The sequence below is a fragment of the Streptomyces beijiangensis genome (genome assembly GCF_017315755.1).
Taxonomy (GTDB): domain Bacteria; phylum Actinomycetota; class Actinomycetes; order Streptomycetales; family Streptomycetaceae; genus Streptomyces; species Streptomyces beijiangensis.
The window spans coordinates 1-277 of record NZ_JAFLRJ010001422.1 but is presented as its reverse complement, the minus strand read 5'-3'; the positions used below and the strand labels follow the sequence as shown (position 1 = coordinate 277).

Genomic DNA, 277 nt, shown 5'->3' with positions numbered 1-277 from the left:
GGAGTCTCGTGGGCTCGGTCCGGTTGCTGGTCACGGACGTCGTCGAGGGAAGCGGTTCCTCGTGGGCGGTCCGGGCCGACGCCCTGATGCCGCTCAACGGCCTGGAGGCGGAGCGCACCGGACTGTGGTGTCCCGGCGTCGCGCTCGAGGCGAGGCAGGTCCCGGCGCCTCGTGCCTCCGGTGTTCGCGAGCGGACCCCGCTCGCCGAACCCGCGTCCAGCGTGCCGGAAGCGGCGGAAACCGCATCGGGGCAGACAGCCGACGCGCTCAGGAAAGT

At 72.9% G+C, this 277-nt stretch carries 1 protein-coding gene; it reads left to right on the top strand.

The annotated features are described in order from the left end of the window. Positions 1-277, top strand: a 277-nt coding sequence (locus tag J0695_RS42100; RefSeq protein WP_206970074.1) for a hypothetical protein, incomplete at both ends; no start/stop codon positions are given.